16 protein-coding genes and 2 pseudogenes are annotated in these 16,561 nt (G+C 59.3%); 13 read left to right on the forward strand and 5 right to left on the reverse strand.

Annotated features, from left to right (window positions below):
• Positions 1-80 precede the first annotated feature (80 nt).
• The 6 genes from CI807_RS30055 (at position 81) to CI807_RS30080 (ending at position 5,311) form a co-directional block, all read left to right on the forward strand.
• Positions 81-959: an amino acid ABC transporter permease gene (locus CI807_RS30055; RefSeq protein WP_095017331.1), complete on the forward strand. Its 879-nt coding sequence runs from the start codon at positions 81-83 to the stop codon at positions 957-959.
• Between the two features lie 23 nt (positions 960-982).
• Positions 983-1,747 (forward strand): amino acid ABC transporter ATP-binding protein, encoded by a 765-nt coding sequence (locus tag CI807_RS30060; RefSeq protein ID WP_010208290.1) that lies wholly within the window; start codon positions 983-985, stop codon positions 1,745-1,747.
• 25 nt (positions 1,748-1,772) lie between these two features.
• Positions 1,773-2,594, forward strand: a complete 822-nt coding sequence (locus tag CI807_RS30065) for an ABC transporter substrate-binding protein (RefSeq protein WP_095017332.1) — start codon at positions 1,773-1,775, stop codon at positions 2,592-2,594.
• Positions 2,595-2,680: 86 nt separating this feature from the next.
• On the forward strand, positions 2,681-3,850 hold the full coding sequence (locus tag CI807_RS30070) for an MFS transporter (RefSeq protein WP_095017333.1): 1,170 nt from the start codon (positions 2,681-2,683) through the stop codon (positions 3,848-3,850).
• A gap of 54 nt (positions 3,851-3,904) precedes the next feature.
• Complete coding sequence (locus tag CI807_RS30075) at positions 3,905-4,852, forward strand: hypothetical protein (RefSeq protein WP_095017334.1); 948 nt, start codon at positions 3,905-3,907, stop codon at positions 4,850-4,852.
• Between the two features lie 93 nt (positions 4,853-4,945).
• Positions 4,946-5,311, forward strand: a complete 366-nt coding sequence (locus tag CI807_RS30080) for a helix-turn-helix transcriptional regulator (RefSeq protein WP_095017335.1) — start codon at positions 4,946-4,948, stop codon at positions 5,309-5,311.
• A gap of 4 nt (positions 5,312-5,315) precedes the next feature.
• Here CI807_RS30080 and CI807_RS30085 read toward each other — a convergent pair whose 3' ends face one another.
• Entirely contained in the window at positions 5,316-6,254 is a 939-nt protein-coding gene (locus tag CI807_RS30085; protein ID WP_095017336.1) for a GlxA family transcriptional regulator, read from the reverse strand.
• Positions 6,255-6,368: 114 nt separating this feature from the next.
• Between CI807_RS30085 and CI807_RS30090 the strand changes: the two genes are divergently transcribed.
• On the forward strand, positions 6,369-7,172 hold the full coding sequence (locus CI807_RS30090; protein ID WP_095017337.1) for an SDR family oxidoreductase: 804 nt from the start codon (positions 6,369-6,371) through the stop codon (positions 7,170-7,172).
• Here the strand turns inward: CI807_RS30090 and CI807_RS30095 are convergent.
• The 3 genes from CI807_RS30095 to CI807_RS30105 form a co-directional block, all read right to left on the reverse strand.
• On the reverse strand, positions 7,156-8,520 hold the full coding sequence (locus tag CI807_RS30095) for an amidase family protein (protein ID WP_095017338.1): 1,365 nt from the start codon (positions 8,518-8,520) through the stop codon (positions 7,156-7,158). The genes CI807_RS30090 and CI807_RS30095 overlap by 17 nt on opposite strands.
• A gap of 249 nt (positions 8,521-8,769) precedes the next feature.
• Positions 8,770-9,312 (reverse strand): hypothetical protein, encoded by a 543-nt coding sequence (locus CI807_RS30100; RefSeq protein ID WP_256578680.1) that lies wholly within the window; start codon positions 9,310-9,312, stop codon positions 8,770-8,772.
• 326 nt (positions 9,313-9,638) lie between these two features.
• Positions 9,639-10,688 (reverse strand): MBL fold metallo-hydrolase, encoded by a 1,050-nt coding sequence (locus CI807_RS30105; protein WP_095017340.1) that lies wholly within the window; start codon positions 10,686-10,688, stop codon positions 9,639-9,641.
• 123 nt (positions 10,689-10,811) lie between these two features.
• Here CI807_RS30105 and CI807_RS30110 point away from each other — a divergent pair, with 123 nt between their 5' ends.
• The 5 genes and pseudogenes from CI807_RS30110 to CI807_RS30125 all read left to right on the forward strand — a co-directional run bounded on the left by CI807_RS30110 (position 10,812) and on the right by CI807_RS30125 (position 14,864).
• Entirely contained in the window at positions 10,812-11,438 is a 627-nt protein-coding gene (locus tag CI807_RS30110; protein WP_095017341.1) for a TetR/AcrR family transcriptional regulator, read from the forward strand.
• 190 nt (positions 11,439-11,628) lie between these two features.
• Positions 11,629-12,687 carry a diguanylate cyclase gene (locus CI807_RS30115; protein WP_095017342.1) on the forward strand — a complete coding sequence of 353 codons (1,059 nt, stop codon included), beginning with the start codon at positions 11,629-11,631 and terminating at the stop codon, positions 12,685-12,687.
• 262 nt (positions 12,688-12,949) lie between these two features.
• Positions 12,950-13,717 (forward strand): annotated as a pseudogene (locus CI807_RS32215) (PAS domain-containing protein); the annotation flags it as partial.
• Positions 13,718-13,834: 117 nt separating this feature from the next.
• A pseudogene (locus CI807_RS32220) lies at positions 13,835-14,269 on the forward strand (methyl-accepting chemotaxis protein); the annotation flags it as partial.
• Between the two features lie 76 nt (positions 14,270-14,345).
• On the forward strand, positions 14,346-14,864 hold the full coding sequence (locus CI807_RS30125; RefSeq protein ID WP_095017344.1) for a DUF1003 domain-containing protein: 519 nt from the start codon (positions 14,346-14,348) through the stop codon (positions 14,862-14,864).
• Here CI807_RS30125 and CI807_RS30130 read toward each other — a convergent pair.
• The gene (locus CI807_RS30130; protein ID WP_095017345.1) at positions 14,861-15,739 is read right to left on the reverse strand and encodes a LysR family transcriptional regulator; all 879 of its coding nucleotides are present in this window, start codon (positions 15,737-15,739) and stop codon (positions 14,861-14,863) included. The two genes, CI807_RS30125 and CI807_RS30130, sit on opposite strands and share 4 nt — an antisense overlap.
• A gap of 80 nt (positions 15,740-15,819) precedes the next feature.
• Here CI807_RS30130 and CI807_RS30135 point away from each other — a divergent pair, with 80 nt between their 5' ends.
• Positions 15,820-16,515, forward strand: a complete 696-nt coding sequence (locus CI807_RS30135) for a CTP synthase (RefSeq protein ID WP_177409611.1) — start codon at positions 15,820-15,822, stop codon at positions 16,513-16,515.
• Positions 16,516-16,561: the final 46 nt, after the last annotated feature.

The raw sequence follows: 16,561 nt of genomic DNA on the forward strand, positions 1-16,561 counted from the left end.
ACGATCTTCGCGAGCAAGCTCGCTCCTACAAGGGAGGTTGCGTGCAGCAGTTAGAGCATTGTTAGTTTTGGAGATTCACCATGAACCAAACCCCGGCAGAACGCTTGGAAGCCGAGCGCAAATTGTCCGAGAACCAGTTCGATATCACGCAGTACGAACACGTGCCGCGTCGCTATTACGGGCGGATGTTTTTTGCCACGCTGATCGTGATCGTGTTGGCCGCGCTGTTGCGTGCCTTTGCCAACGGCCAGATCGAATGGTCCTACATCGGGCAGTTCCTCACGTCTGAGGCCATCCTCTGGGGCCTGGTGAATACTATCGTCATGTCGATCCTGGCGATGGCGCTGGGCGTAGTGATCGGCGTGATCACGGCGATCATGCGCATGTCGGCCAACCCGATCCTGCGTTATGTGGCCATCACCTACACCTGGCTGTTCCGGGGCACGCCGTTGATCCTGCAACTGCTGCTGTGGTTCAACCTGGCGCTGATTTTCCCGGTGATCGCGATTCCCGGCCTGTTCACCATCGACACCGTCGACCTGATGACGCCGTTCGTGGCCGCCCTGCTCGGCTTGAGCATCAACCAGGGCGCGTACACCGCCGAAGTGGTGCGCGCCGGTTTACTGTCGGTGGACACCGGCCAGTACGAAGCTGCCAAGTCCATCGGCATGCCGAGCCTTCAGGCGCTGCGTAGGATCATTCTTCCGCAGGCGATGCGAGTCATTATCCCGCCTGTAGGCAACGAGTTCATCAGCATGGTGAAAATGACCAGCCTGGCCAGCGTGATCCAGTACTCGGAGCTGCTGCACAACGCGCAAAACATCTACTACGCCAACGCGCGGGTCATGGAGCTGCTGATCGTAGCGGGCATCTGGTATCTGGCGGTGGTGACTGTTCTTTCATTTGGTCAAAGCCGCCTTGAGCGTCGTTTTGCCCGCGGCGCCGGCAAGCGTTCGTAAGTCTGGTTGAGGAGATTTGCCCCATGAGAAGCATCGTCAAGGCCGTCAACCTGAACAAGTATTACGACCAGTATCACGCGCTGCGCGACATCAATATCGAGGTCGAGCAAGGCGAAGTGATGTGCATCATCGGCCCGTCGGGTTCCGGTAAAAGCACCCTATTGCGCTGCGTCAACCAGCTGGAAAAAATCGACAAGGGCGGCCTGTGGGTCGACGGCGAACTGGTGGGTTACCGCGTCGTCGGCAACAAGCTGCATGAGATGAACGAATCGCAGATCGCCCGCCAGCGCCTGGCCACCGGCATGGTGTTTCAACGCTTCAATTTGTTCCCGCATATGACCGTGCTGCAGAACATCATCGAAGGCCCGTGCCAGGTGCTCAAGCGCTCGCCCAAGGAAGCCATCGAAGACGCGCTGGAGCTGCTGGCCCGCGTCGGCCTGGCGGACAAGCGTAATGCCTATCCGGTGGAGTTATCCGGGGGACAGCAACAGCGTGTGGCGATTGCCCGTGCGCTGGCGATGCGACCCAAATTGATGCTGTTTGACGAACCCACGTCAGCCCTCGACCCGGAGCTGGTAGGCGAAGTGCTGTCGGTGATGCGCGATTTGGCCACCACCGGCATGACCATGATCGTGGTCACCCATGAACTGGGCTTTGCCCGTGAAGTATCCAACCGCATGGTGTTCATGGATGCCGGCCAGATTGTGGAAGCCGGCAGCCCCGAAGAAATTCTAATAAGCCCACAAAACCCGCGTACCCAAAGCTTTATTTCTGCCGTTCGCACTTAACTAAAAAACAAACGAGAACGCCCCCATGAAAAAATTGTTTATCCCAACGTTGCTCGCAGGCTTGATGGCCTCCACTGCAGTTTTCGCGGCATTGCCGGCGGCAATCAAGGACAAGGGTGAGATCAGCGCGGCCATCGTGCCGAACTATCCGCCAATGGACTTTAAAGACCCGGCCACCAACAAGATCACCGGTCTGGACTTCGACCTCGGTAACGCCCTGGCCGAGCGCCTGGGCGTGAAGATCAAGTGGCAGGAAACCGGCTTCGAGCAGATGCTCAGCGGCCTGACCACCAAGCGCGTGGACATCGTGCTGTCCGGCATGACCGACACCGCCGAACGCCAGAAATCCGTGACCTTCATCGACTACTTCACCAGCGGCCCGCAGCTGTACACCCTGGCCAAGCGTGAAGACCTCAAGGCATTGACTGACCTGTGCGGTAAAAAAGTCGGCACCAGCCGCCGTACCACCTGGCCGTCGGAAATCGCCGCGTGGAGCAAGGAAAACTGCGAAGCGGCAGGTAAGCCGGCGATCGTGGTGATCGGCACTGAAGGTTCGGCGGACGCACGGGCGCAGTTGCAGCAGAACCGGTTGGATGCAGCGATGCAGGGCAGCGAGACCATTCCTTATTTGATGTCGTTGGATAAGGGCAAGTACAAGCCGGTGGGCCTGGCGATTTCCAAGCAATTCACCGGACTGGGGATCGAGAAGAGCAACACTGAACTGGTCACCGCGATCAGTGAAGCGTTACAGGGCATGATCGATGACGGCACGTACGGCAAGATCCTGAAGAAGTGGGATCTGGAGCAAGGTGCTGTAGAGAAGATCACCATCAACTCTGGCCAGTAACCCGATCTAAATGGGGGAGTTGGCTTGCCTGCACCCCCATTTGATGTGTGTTGCGTTGGAAAAACAATAAGGACACTCGCCCCGCCGTGGCCACCTACTCCCTGGTAATCCGCCGCCTGATGATTTGCTCGCTGACCATCGTCATCAGTCGGGCCATGACCAGTCCCTTGATGACCTTGCTGCTGAGCCGGCGCTTGGGCCTCGACCAGCAGGACATCGGCTTGCTGATGGGCATCGCGGTGTTTACCGCCACTTTGATGGGCCTCTACGGCGGCTACGTCATCGACCGCATGGAAAAGCGCAAGCTGCTTATCCTGGCGATGCTCTCCAGCTCCATCGGTTTTCTGTTACTGACCTTTGCCACCAACCTCTACCTCACCACGTTAACGCTCGTGATTACCGAGTCGGCATCGGCGCTGTTCCTGATCGGCTCCAAGGCGATCATCAGCGAAAACCTGCCGGTGGAGCAGCGCGCCAAGGTGTTTTCACTGCGCTACACCCTCACGAATATCGGCTACGCCACGGGCCCTATGGTCGGCGTGGTGATTGCCGGGCAGATGCCGCTGTTGCCGTTCATGCTGTCCAGCGCCATTGCGTTTATCAGCGTGTTCCTGATGATCGGCATTCCGCCCACCCAGCGTGATGAAAGCAGCAAACCCTTGAGTTTTCTCACCACCCTGAAAACCCTGCGCAACGACCGCAGCCTGGTGCTGTTCACCGGCGGCAGCCTGTTGAGCACCATCGTGCATGGCCGCTACACCTTATACCTGTCGCAATTTCTGCTGGTGATTCACAACCCGGATGATGCGCTGAAGATTCTTTCCGCAGTGCTGGCCTGTAACGCCATTACCGTGATGTTGCTGCAATACCAGATCGGCCGCTTCCTCAAGCGTGAACAACTACGTTACTGGATCCTGCTGGGCACTGCGCTGTTCATCGGCGGCCTGCTCGGCTTCAGCCAGGCCGACAGCCTGCTGTCGTGGTGTGTGGCGATGTTCGTGTTTACGTTGGGCGAGATGATTATCTTCCCGTCCGAATTCCTGTTTATCGACACCCTCGCTCCCGAGTCGCTGCGAGGCAGTTACTACGGCGCACAGAACCTGGCGGCCTTTGGCGGCGCGCTGAGCCCGGTGATTTGTGGCTATCTGTTGATCAACTCACCGCCGACCACGATGTTTTATGCACTGGCCGGGTTGACGGCGGTGGGCGGTGCGCTGTGCTTCTTGAGCGGGCGACGGGTTGCAGGTTCTTGCTGATATTTACGCAGGATCCCGCTATTAATAGCGAAACCTCTCACGGACCCGAGCCCCATGAAATTCGACACGGCCTACAGCCTGAGTCTCGATGACAAGTTGTCGATCTATGACGTACGAGACCTGAATTTCGACGAAACAACCGACTTCGACTCAGACAGGGACAGCTTCCTCTGCCCCAATGATGAATGTCGTGCGGCGTTTGATACCGGCAACGCACTGAGCACGTTCAACGCCAAAAACGTCAATTACCTGCGCACGCCGCATTTCAAGAACAAGACCGGAACCCGGCATATAGAAGGTTGTCGTTACGCCAGTAGCCATAAAACCGCGACAGGTGAAAATGACGACGAGCGTGAGGACAATTTTCCATCGGAGTTTGTACTCACTCGTCGTCAGTACGAACGCAAAAATCCGCTTGCCGGGGCAGAGGCAAACATCTCGCACGATCCAGTGAAGGCGCCTTCAAATCCAAGGTCCGTCTCCCACAGCACCAATGACAGCACCCCAGACAAAACCAGCGTGTTTGCCCACCCTGTGGAATGTTTCGTGTCCAACCTCGACGACAAGGACAAGCTCAAGTCCATGCCGCTGAAGGTCGGTGACCACACCGCGACCTACTGGACGTTTTTCAAGAAGATCGAATACCTGCAGGACAACAAAGGCCTGATCTACTGGGGCAAGATCAAAGAAATCAAAGACTACACCAGCAGCTTTCGCATCGACTTCGAAAAGAAAGTGTGGCTCGACAAGAAGCCCTACTCGGTCAACGTCTACCTGAGCAAAAAGCTCATTGAGAACTACCGCAAGCGCAAAGCGTTTTTAGAGCAGATCAAGGCGGCGGTGGACAGTGAGCGTGCGTTGTACTGCTTCTTCTACGGGGTGACGCCGGAACTGCAACAGGTGCCGAGCAAAAGGAATCCCGAGCAGACGTTTGGGATATTCAGCGCGAACATCGAGAACCTGGACCACCTGATCATTCGGGAGGCGCCAGGGGTGGAATAGTGGGTCAACAAACATCCAGTTGATGAGCGGTCAAAACAACTGTACAAAAACACAGTATAGTTCGTCCTCCCCCGTCGAACCTGGAGAAACCCCATGTCCTCTCTGGCAATGAGCTCTTTTGTAGAACAGCAGATCGTCCTGCATCAATTCACCGCCAAGCACAGCGTGCAGGCCCGCACCATGTTGGGCTGGAGCCGGGAAGACCTGGCTCGCCAGGCCGGTGTGGCGGTTGAGGCGGTTCAACAGTTTGAAAACCAACATGACGTGGGTGATGAAACCCGCCTGGCCTTGGCGTTTCGGTTGGAGGCTGAAGGGCTGGTGTTCTTCCCAGGGTTTGCGCCGGGGTGGGGGATGAGTGTGCGCCGGTTTGACTCCGATGAACCGGAGCCTGTAGCGCAAGGCATCCTCTCTCGTCTGATAGGGCCAGCGTCGGCACCACTTGAACCTAGTGGTGCATAGAGCTTCACGCCTGCAGTTGCAACGCCCGGCGCATCATCTGCGGCGGTTGGCCAAAGGCACGCAGGAAGGCACGACGCATACGCTCTGGGTCACCGAAGCCGGTCTCCCGGGCGATGATATCGATGGAATGATCGCCAGACTCAAGCAACAGGCGGGCTGCTTCGATGCGCAACCGCTCGATAGCCTTGGCGGGTGACTGGCCGGTTTCTGTACGGAACAATCGGCTGAATTGGCGCGGGCTCAAATGGGCGACTTCAGCCAACTGATCCACTGAGAGATCGTCCTGCAAGTGTTCTCGGGCGTAGGCCAGGGCGGTTTGCACGCGATCGGATTTGGGGTCGATTTCCAGCAATGCGGAAAATTGTGACTGGCCACCTGCGCGTCGGTGGTAGACCACCAATTTACGCGCCACTGCGCGTGTAACCTCAACCCCCAGGTCATGTTCGACCAAGGCCAGGGCCAGGTCGAGGGCGGCGGTCAGGCCGGCTGAGGTCCAGAGCGGACCATCGACGGTGAAGATACGGTCTTCCTCCAGCCGTACGCTTGGATAGGCCTGGCGAAACGTGTGGGCGTGGTACCAATGGGTCGTCGCTTTGCGGCCCTCCAGCAACCCGGCGGCGGCCAGATAGAAAGAACCGGTGCAGGCGGATGTCACGCGACGCGAAGTGAGCATGGCTTGCTGCAAGTAAGCAAGCATGCCAGGCGTGGCATTCAGCAATTCGTTGTCTCCCACCACCAGCACTGTGTCGTAGTGCTGTTGGCCGAAGGGCACAGTGTCGATGGCAAAGCCCATGGAGCTTTTGATCGGCCCACCGTGTTCCGACAAAAGGTCCACACGATAGAACGGTTGGCCCAACTCAAAGTTGGCGAATTCGAACACGGTGCTGGTGCCCAGGCTGAGCATCTGGAACCCGGGAAACAGCAGAATACCAATAGATACCATGGTGAAACCTCATGTCCCGAAAAGAGGGATATATGACATTGCAGCCAATACATTACACCCATAATCTTGAATCCAACAAGGCCGCCCTTCCCCGGCCCTTCTGGAGCAACTGCAATGACTCAATCCAAAGGTTATGCCCTGATCACTGGCGCTTCGTCCGGGATCGGTGCCGTGTATGCCGACCGCCTGGCTCGCCAGGGTTACAACCTGATTCTGGTGGCACGCAACCAGCAGCGACTGGACCAACTCGCGGCCCGACTGAAAGCCGAGACCCAACGGGACATCCAGACAGTGGCTGCCGACCTCAACCTGCCTGCCGACCTGGCGCGCATTGAACAGATTCTGCTTGAAGACAGCCGCATCAGCCTGCTGGTGAACAACGCCGGCGTCGGTGCGACGGCGTCACTGCTGGCCTCGGACGCGGGCAAAATGGACGCCATGATCCTGCTCAATGTCCTTGCGCTCACTCGCCTGGCAAAAGCCGCCGCGACCAATTTTGTCGCTCAGGGCCGTGGCACCCTAATCAACATCGGATCGATCGTCGCGCTTGCGCCTAAGTTGTTGAATGGTGTGTACGCCGGCACCAAGGCCTTTGTGCAGGCGTTCAGCGAATCCCTCGACCATGAACTGAGCGACAAGGGTGTCAATGTTCAAGTGGTGCTGCCCGGCGCCACCGCCACCGAGTTCTGGGATGTCGCGGGGCTGCCTGTAAACAACCTCCCTGACACCATCGTCATGACCACGGAGAATCTGGTGGATGCCGCATTGGCAGGCCTTGCCCAGGGTGAAAAGGTGACAATCCCCTCATTGCCCGACCGTCTGGACTGGGACGCCTACGAAACAGCACGCCTGGCGCTGGGCCCCAACCTGTCACATCGCTCCCCAGCGGCACGTTATGGCGTCAAAGTGCCGGTTTGACCGCAACCTGAGCGGCCTGCTCATACCCATGGGCCACTGCCAGCAAGGTAGGTTCGGTCCATTGGGTGCCAAAAAAGTAGGCACTGGTGGGTAGGCCATCCTCATCGACACCAGACGGTACGGCGATTCCCGGATAGCCGGCCGCTGCGACACCGAAGTAACTGTTGGTGTCGAAATCCGACACCATGGAGTCCAGGTTTTCTGCCTTGATCGGGTCATCAATCGTGCTTCTGAAATCCTGGATGAGCGCGTCCCACAGTGGCTTGCGCTCCTCTGGCGTCAGCGTTGACGCGCTGATTTCCTTGAGCACCGGTTGATGATCCGTCTCACTGCCGTCACGTAAATCGTTGAACCGGATCAGTTCAGTCAGCGACTTGACCGGCAACCCCGAACGCTTGCCCAAGTAGGTGTTCAACTCGTCCTTCACATCCGCAAGCAACAGTTCGTCGTAGCGTGAAGCATCGGCCAGGCGCAGGTTGACCGGCACCAACACCGCGCCTCGCTCGCGAAGCACCTCCAGTGTCCGATTGAACTGCGTGCTGTTCTCCACTGGCAGGGTTTCGCCATCTTTGGAGAAGGTGGCAGGATAACCAATACGCTTGCCTTTCAAGGCCCCTGGCACCAGCAGCTGCGTGTAATCGATACCTCGGGGCGCTCCCACACTTGCCGGGTCCTTAGGATCACTGCCTGACATGGCGTTGAGCATCAGCGCAGCGTCAAACACCGAACGCGTCATCGGGCCCGGTGTGTCCTGGTGCTGGCTCGCCGGAATAATCCCGTTACGGTCCAGCAGGCCGACAGTGGGCTTGAACCCGACAATACCGTTGCGTGCTGCAGGCACAATAATCGAACCATTGGTTTCCGCCCCCACCGCCAAAGGCGCCAAGCCAGCAGCAACCGCTGCGGCGGAACCGGAGCTGGAACCTCCAACGTCCGCATCCGCGTGATGAGGGTTAAGGGTTTGCCCGCCACGACTGCTCCAGCCATCGGCCACCCCACGAAACCCCGCCATTTCAGTCATATTGGTTTTACCGAGGATCACTGCGCCCTGCTTGATCAGGTAGTCAACCAACGGGGCGTTCTTACCAGCAGTTGCACCGACCAGCCCAAATGCACCTGCACTGGTTTGCATACCCTCGGTTTCGATCGTGTCCTTGAGCAAGATAGGAATGCCATGCAGCGGCCCGCGCACGTTGCCGCTGGCCCGCTCACGGTCCAACTCACGTGCGGTTTCATACGCGTTGGGGTTGAGCTCGATGACAGCGTTGAGTTGCGGATCCAGCCTGCGAATCCGCTCCTGCAGGTGAGTGACCAGATCAGCCGAAGTAAGCCCGCCCGAGAGGGCCATTTGCCTGCTGAGCCCGTTGACACTGAGGTACTCAGTACCGGCAGGCACGGGTTTTGAAGCAACGGGTGAGTAGTCTCCAGCGAAGGCCTGTACGACTTGCCGGACCAGGGAGCCCGCGCCATATGCGATTCCTACCGATGCGATTCCTAACATAAGACCTCTGAGGAGTAAGAAATTAAGAAGGACCAACGTTGATCCGTAGGTCAGTCTAAAAACTCCTCTCCCTCCAGGCTGCGCGACGCGGGCCCGTCAGGGGGTGGGATAGTTCAACGTAGCAGGTGGCCCCTCCTGCACCTCCATTATTCGACGAACGCTTCGATACCGCTGGACCAGGGGTGCCAGCCAATCCTTCGCCCATTCTGAACTATAGAACCACAGCGTCGCACCCTCCTCGAGCGGCTCGCCAAACCTTGGGTAGCCACTCAAGCAAGCTGCGTGGAATGCAGTGCTGCGGCTGTCGGACACCAGGGCATCCAGTCGATATTCATGCACAAGGTCATCGATTTCATTGCGACCAGGCAGAGTGTGGTTGGACCGGAGTGCATGCACCGGTACCAGCTCAGCGCCGGATCGGCGCAGGATGTCCAAGGCTCTGAGAAAAGATGGGGTGTGCTCGACCTGCTCATGCTCGTCATCATCCACAAACCGCTCGGCAAACCCCACGCGCCTGCCGCCTAGCGCATGAGCAACCGTGAAGGTCGCGTTGTTTTCCACCAAGGGGACTTCCACCATCACCGGCCCTGAGGGATCGATACCACTCAAGGCAATCAATGAAAGCGACGGGTCGCGCAAGGGTTTCAGGGGAAGACTCGGAGCGTCATACCCCGGGATCGGGATGCTTGCCCCCAGACTCCCATAGACATGGGGATCGACACCAAAGGCGATACTTCGCGGACTGGCAAGCCCAGTAGGTGCAGTGACCAGACACGACGATTCTGCCAGCTCAAACGCAGGCTGCCGCGCCGGACAAGCCACACCCGCTTGCCAACATTTCCCACCTATCTTCTCCATAGAACCTGGCCCCGACAAAAGACGTTCCGGGGATCATCGCATCCTTGGCTGGCACCTGTCGCAGGCCTGAAACAGCTTGAAAACTCCTTTTTCCGACGCTTCGTTTGTCAGCCGGCGAGGTGTTCCTGTGCAACTTGGGTCTCAACGTCCAGCCACCACGCATACCCTCGCTCGGGCTGGTTCAAGCTGAACGCCTGTCCCATCTGCGGTGTGGTGATAAACACGTTGCGCTCCCAGGCCAGGGCCATGATGCGGTCGAACGGTTCGTGCCAGGCATGGAACGCCAGGTCGAAGGTGCCGTTATGAATCGGCAGCAACCAACGGCCTTTGAGGTCGATATGCGCTTGCAGGGTTTGCTCAGGTTGCATGTGCACGTGGGGCCAATCGACGTTGTAAGCACCTGTTTCCATAAGCGTCAGATCAAACGGGCCGTACTGTTCGCCGATGCGTTTAAAGCCATCGAAGTAGCCAGTATCGCCGCTGAAAAAAATCCGCCGTGCGCCATCGATCATCACCCAGGAACACCATAAGGTCTGGTTGGCATCAAACAGGCCCCGCCCGGAAAAATGCTGCGCAGGCGTGGCGACAAATCGAATGCCATCCACCTCGGTGCCCTGCCACCAATCCAACTGCCGCACTTTGCTGGCCTCCACGCCCCATTTCACCAGGATATCCCCGACGCCCAGCGGCGCGAGAAAGTAGCGGGTCTTCTCAGCCAATTGGACGACAGCCTTGCGATCAAGATGGTCGTAGTGGTTGTGGGAAAGAATCACTGCCTCTAGCGGCGGCAGCTCTTCAAGACTGATCGGCGGCTGATGGAAACGCTTGGGGCCAGCCCAACTGAACGGCGACGCACGCTCGGCGAACACCGGATCGGTCACCCAGAATTTGCCGCGCATTTTCAGTAAGACGGTGGAATGCCCGAGGCGAAACACGCTGTGATCCGGCGCCGCCAGCAACTGCTCGCGGGTCAGCGGCTGTACCGGAATCTGCCCCACCGGCCGCGTGCTGCGCGGCTTGTTGAACAGCATGTTCCAGAAAATACGCAAGGTTTTGCCGAAGCCACCCTGCTGCACGGGCGCCTCATTGCTGAAGTGCTCCTGGTCTTGCTTGGGCGCTGCCGGCGAAGAATCAACGCGGGACGAAATCGTGGCCATTTACAGGTGACTCCTACAGACCGCTCTTAAATTACACTGCACAGTGTAGTTTCAAGATTGCAACAAAATACACAGCAAGTAAACTACAGAGTGTAACTTTCCTTGACGAGCCGAGCCCCCTCCATGACTGCCCCACAACGCCTCACCGACCGTAAACGCGAAGCCATCGTGGCTGCGGCCATCGCTGAGTTTCGCGAAAACGGTTTCGAGGTGACCAGCATGGATAAGATCGCCGCCACCGCCGGCGTTTCCAAGCGCACGGTGTACAACCACTTCCCCAGCAAAGAAGAGTTGTTCGCCGAAATTCTCCATCAACTATGGGCCAGCAGCGTTGCGCAGCTCGACGTCAGCTACGCCAGCGACCGCCCGCTGCGCGAACAATTGCGCGGCTTGCTGGAAGCGAAGATGAAGATGATGGCGGATGCCAATTTCCTCGACCTGGCCCGCGTCGCCATCGCCGCCACCATCCATTCGCCGGAGCGCGCGCAAGACATGGTTACCCGTCTGAGCAAGCGCGAAGAAGGTTTTACCCAATGGGTACGCGCCGCCCAGGACGATGGCCGGCTCAATTGCAGCGACCCGGCATTTGCCGCGCACCAGATTCAGAGCCTGCTCAAGGCGTTTGCATTCTGGCCGCAGATTACCCTGGGCCAACCAGTCCTGGACGCCGCCAGTCAGGCCAGTGTTATCGAGTCGGCTATCGACCTGTTCCTGGCCGGCTACGAAGTCACGTCGCCCCGGCAGCTGTAAAAACCTGTTGTGTGAACGACATTCCAGGTCGTTTTTGACGTATTCACACGCTGTCCTGAGCAAATGGCTTGGAAGGACACTGATTATTCCCACGCGAATAACTGACAATATTCACAATTCTTATCCGATCAACGGTTCAACCCGCTGACGCACCTTGCCGCACCTGCAAAAAAAACGGCTCCAGGAATTTATGGAAAACAGACGAGGCAAAGGGCTTTCATTTGCCAGACGTATCTACAAGCCAAGGATTATCGGCTTGGGCATCGGCTGCATCAGTGTCACAGGCGCTCTTTATCCGCTCGCAATGCCGGGGTGGGTCTGGGCATTCCTGTTGTTCAACGGTTTCGCCTGGGCACATGTGGCCTACCAACTCTCAGCGCGCTCGCAATTCCCCTACCAGGCCGAGCAACGCAACCTGCTGTACGACTCATTGTTCGGCGGGTTCTGGGCCGCCGCCACGCAGTTCACACCACTGACAACCGTTACCATCCTTTCCATGATGACCATGAACAACGTGGCGGCGGGCGGCAAGCGGCTGTTCCTGCGTGGGCTGCTGGCGCAAGTGGCCGGTATCGGGGTCGCCTGTGCGCTTTTCGGTATCAAATTCAACCCCAACGTCAGCCTCACCCAGGTCTACACCTGCCTGCCGATGCTGACGCTCTACCCCATGGCCATTGGCACGGTTTGCTATCAGTTGGCGATTAAGTTGTCGGAACACAAACGCGCACTCAGCGCACTCAGCCGAACCGACAGCCTCACCGGACTGCTGAACCACGGCTCATGGAAAGACTTGCTGCATCTTAAATTTCATAAGTGCCAACAGCAGCAAAGCCATGCCACCATCGCGTTGATCGATATCGATCACTTCAAGCAGATCAATGACACCCACGGCCACATCGTCGGCGACGCGGTCCTGCGTCAACTGAGCCTGGAGTTGCGACGCAACTTGCGTGAAAACGACCTGGCCGGGCGTTACGGTGGCGATGAATTCTGTGTGATTCTTCCGCAAGTTCCGCTGGAAGAGGCGGCACAGGTGATGGAACGCATGCGCGAGACATTCAGCAATTACCGCAACCCGCAGATCCCTGAATTACGCGTGAGCCTGAGCATCGGCCTGGCTGATTTCCAGCCCTTCTTTACCGACGCCGCCATGTGGCTGAATGCGGCGGATCGCGCGCTGTATGCCGCCAAGGACACCGGGCGTAACCGGGTCAACATCAGCGAAGCAGTAATCGCTCATTCCGCCTGAGGTTGTCCTACGACTCCTCGTCTGAATCCTCGTGCCTGCACGCCAGGAGAAAGCATAATGCCACCACTTGTCGGCTACCCAAAAAAGGGCCTGCCCCTGAGGCGAACTTCTTGCCAGGCTGATCACTCTGAACCCGTTGTTCCACCCCCGCTGTCGGCACAAGGAAGCTGACAATGAGCAAGTCAACCGTATAGCGAATGCCTTACGGGGGCAGGCGCATACCCAAGGAAACCCAGAAGCTTGCTTGCCCGAGCCCCCGAACATGCTATTTAAAGCCCATAAAAAAACCATCAACGCCCTGCAACACACCGTCGCCCAACAGGCCAGCCTGCTGGAGGCCATCGAGCGCTCCATGGCGGTGATCGAATTCGACCTGTCCGGCACTGTGCTACGGGCCAACGCCAATTTCCTCCAGACCATGGGCTACCGCGCCGAGCAGATCGAGGGCCAGTCCCACCGCATGTTCTGCACCCCGGCGTTCGCCCGCAGCGCCGAGTACAACCAGTTGTGGTCGAACCTGCGCAATGGCCAGTTCCAGTCCGGCACCTTTGAACGGGTGGCGGGCGATGGCCAGTCGGTATGGCTGGAGGCCAGCTACAACCCGGTGCGCGATGATGCGGGCCACGTCATCAAGGTGGTGAAGTACGCCATGGACGTCACGCCGCGCCTGCAGGCCGAAAGCGAAGCCAATGCCAAACTGGCCGCCATCGGCCGTGCCATGGCGGTCATTGAGTTCAACCTCGACGGCACCATCATCACGGCCAACACCAACTTCCTGCAGCGCATGGGCTACACGCTGGTGCAGATCCAAGGCCAGCATCACCGCATGTTCTGCACCCCAGAGCTGGCCAACAGTTTGACCTACAGCGACTTCTGGAAGCGCTTGAACCAGGGCGAAATGTTCAGCGGCCAGTTCGAACGGGTGGATAAGAACGGCCAGGCCGTGTGGCTCGAAGCGAACTACAACCCGGTGTACGACGCCAGCGGGCGCCTGTGCAAAGTGGTGAAGTTCGCCTCGGACGTGACCGCCATGGTGCAGCAACATACCGCCGACGCCGCCAGTGCGGCCCAGGCGTATCACATCTCCCTGAACACCCGGGACATCGCCGAAAAAGGCGCCGAAGTGATCCAGCAAACGGCCAGCGGCATGCGCGATATTGCCGCGGATATCGACGGGTCCTCGCAGCTGATCGCCAAGCTGGGCGAGCGCTCGCAGCAGATCACCGCCATCGTCAACACCATTCGCGGCATCGCCGACCAGACCAACCTGCTGGCCCTCAACGCGGCCATCGAAGCGGCGCGTGCCGGCGAGCAAGGTCGCGGCTTTGCCGTGGTGGCCGATGAAGTACGGCAATTGGCTGCACGCACCAGCGGCTCAACGGCGGAAATTTCCAGCATGATCGCGATGATCCAGGATGAAACCCGCCAGGCCATCCACAGCATGGACGGCACACGCGACCGCGCCGCCCTGGGTGTGGAGCTGGCGAACCAGGCCGGTACCGTCATCGTGCAGATCCGCGAAGGCACCAGCGAGGCCGTGCAGGCGGTGAGTGCATTCGCCAATGAGCGCGGTGGCAACTGACCCGATCTTCATACGGGGCGCTGGGGGCTCGGTCTATAGTGCTTGCTTGTCTTCAAGCAAACGATCCGAGCCCGCCATGACCCCAGAAAAGACCGAAACCGCCGCCGTCGACCACCTACGCTTCCATCGTCCCCATGCCCACTTGGCGCCAACCTTCGGCAATGACACCTTTGCCCTCAAGGCCGAAGCGTTCGCCCGTTTCTTCGGCACGCCCACCTTCCTCGGCGCGCAAACCGCCATCGTCGTGTTGTGGGTGGTGCTGAACATGACCGGGATCACGCACTTCGATGTGTACCCGTTCATCTTGCTCAACCTGGCTTTCAGCCTGCAATCGGCCTATGCCGCGCCGCTGATCCTGCTGGCCCAGACACGCCAGGCCGCGCGCGACAAGGCGCAATCGGACGCCGACGCCCAGCACCGCGAAGCCCTGGCCATTGCCAATACAGAGCGCCAGGCCCAGGCCGCGCAAACCACCAAACAGTTGCTGGATCTGTTGGAGCAGAACACCCGGTTGACGGAAATGACCAAGCAACTGACCGAACATATCGAAAGCCTGACCAGCGAAATGCACGAGCATTTTGTGCGAAAAACTTAAGGCAACCGCAGGTGTCGCCCCAGCTCATCAAACAACGTCACCACCGAGCGCAGCGCCCGGCAGTCCGGACGCGTGAGCAACCACAATGCCGTGTCGTGCCCTGCCAGTGCGCAGCCCAGCGGTTGCAGGCCGTCCCCCACTAGAAAGTCCGGCAACGCCGCTACCCCCAGCCCCGCTCGCACCAACTCGGTGACCGACAACATGCTGTTGCAGCGATAGCTGGGACGCACGCCGGGCAAGTGCTCGCGGCGCCAGACGACCGTCGGATGGTCCGGCAGGAAATCATCCGGGGCGATCCAAGGCAGGTCAGCCAGCTCGCGGCCTTCGTGCTGTTGGGCGAACCCCGGGCTGGCACACACCTGATACGCCACATTGCCCAGACGCCGGCCCACCAGATGCTCCGGCGGCGTGCGGGTCAGGCGCAGGGCGATATCGGCGTCACGACGGCTGAGGTTGGCAAAATCGTTCGACGTGCTCAGTTCCAGGGTCAGCGCCGGGTACTGCGGCATGAACTGCGCCAGGGCCGGCAACAGCAAGCCTTGCAGCACAGAATCGGTACAGGTCAGGCGCACCGTGCCGCTGATCACCTCACCACCTTGCTCCACACCAATGCGCGCGGCCTCCAGCGCTTGCTCGGCGCGTTCCGCCTGCTGCGCCAAGTTGCTCGCCAGGCTGGTGGGCAGGTAGCCAGCGCGGCTTTTTTCGAACAACGTCTGGCCCAGCGCCGCCTCCAAGCGCCGCACCGCGCGGAACACCGTGGACACGTCCACCCGCAACAACGCGGCCGCCCGTGCGAGTGTGCCGCCGCGCACCAAGGCGAGGATCAGCGATAAGTCGGGGTAGTCAATTGAATAGTGCGCGACTGCATTGAGCATGTGCTAAAACGCCAATATCGATTGCGTGAACGCCAATCTATAGTGCGCCTCAGGACACCACAAGCCATGGGATGTACACGATGAAAACCACGCCTTTGCACCTCGCCCTGATCGGCGATTACAACCCCGATGTCATCGCCCACCAGGCCATCCCCGTGGCGCTACAACAGGCGGCCCAGACCTTGGGACTGAGCGTTCACGTGCAGTGGCTCGACACCGATACCCTGCCTGAGTCACTGCATGACTTCGACGGTTTCTGGTGCGTCCCCGCCAGCCCTTACCGCGACACCGACGGCGCAATGCGGGCGATCCGGTTTGCCCGCGAGCAACGCCGACCGTTCCTCGGCACGTGCGGCGGTTTTCAGCATGCGGTGCTGGAACACGCGCGCAATGTCCTGGGCTGGAAGGATGCCGAGCACGGCGAACTCGCGCCGCAGGCCAAGCGCGCCGTGATCGCACCGCTAAGCTGCGCCCTGGTGGAAGCCACCGACACCGTGCGCCTGACGCCCTACACCCGGATCGCCGAGGCCTATGGCAGCCTGGATGTGCAAGAAGGCTATCGCTGCCGTTATGGCGTGAACCCCGAGTTTCTCGATGCCTTGCTCGAAGGCGACCTGATCCCCAGCGGCCATGATTCGGCCGGCGACCTGCGTGCGGTGGAATTGCTCGACCACCCGTTCTTCGTCGCCACCCTCTTCCAACCCGAACGCGCCGCGCTGCAAGGTATTACCCCGCCCTTGGCGATAGCCCTGCTCAAGGCTTGCCAAAAAGCTTGATCACAGGCTCATTGTGGCGAGCGGGCTTGCCCCGCGTTGGGCTGCG

The organism is Pseudomonas sp. NS1(2017), assembly GCF_002269425.1.
In the GTDB taxonomy this organism is placed as follows: domain Bacteria; phylum Pseudomonadota; class Gammaproteobacteria; order Pseudomonadales; family Pseudomonadaceae; genus Aquipseudomonas; species Aquipseudomonas reactans.